This is a genomic window from Sphingomonas sp. CCH9-E2 (assembly GCF_001557215.1).
Taxonomy (GTDB): Bacteria; Pseudomonadota; Alphaproteobacteria; order Sphingomonadales; family Sphingomonadaceae; genus Sphingomonas.
The window spans coordinates 1-221 of sequence record NZ_LSJM01000418.1 but is presented as its reverse complement, the minus strand read 5'-3'; the positions used below and the strand labels follow the sequence as shown (position 1 = coordinate 221).

The window sequence follows — 221 nt, the reverse complement described above, 5'->3', positions numbered from 1 at the left end:
GCCCCAACATCCTCGCCGATGGCCACCCCGCGCCCGAGCTTGAAACCGGTGCCCACCCCGGCCCGGACGATCGCGCCAACGCGCATTTCCGCCCGGACATGGACGCGCCCATGACCGCAGCGGACCGCGCCGCGCTCGCCCCCGCTCTGGACCGCCCGACGATGGTCGCGGGCAGCGAGACCGATACCGCGCCGCCCGCGTCGCGCCCCTGACCGGCGGGG

At 76.9% G+C, this 221-nt stretch carries 1 pseudogene; it reads left to right on the top strand.

The window, feature by feature from the left end:
• Nucleotides 1–212, top strand: a pseudogene (locus AX681_RS22665) (hypothetical protein); the annotation flags it as partial.
• Nucleotides 213–221 lie beyond the last annotated feature (9 nt).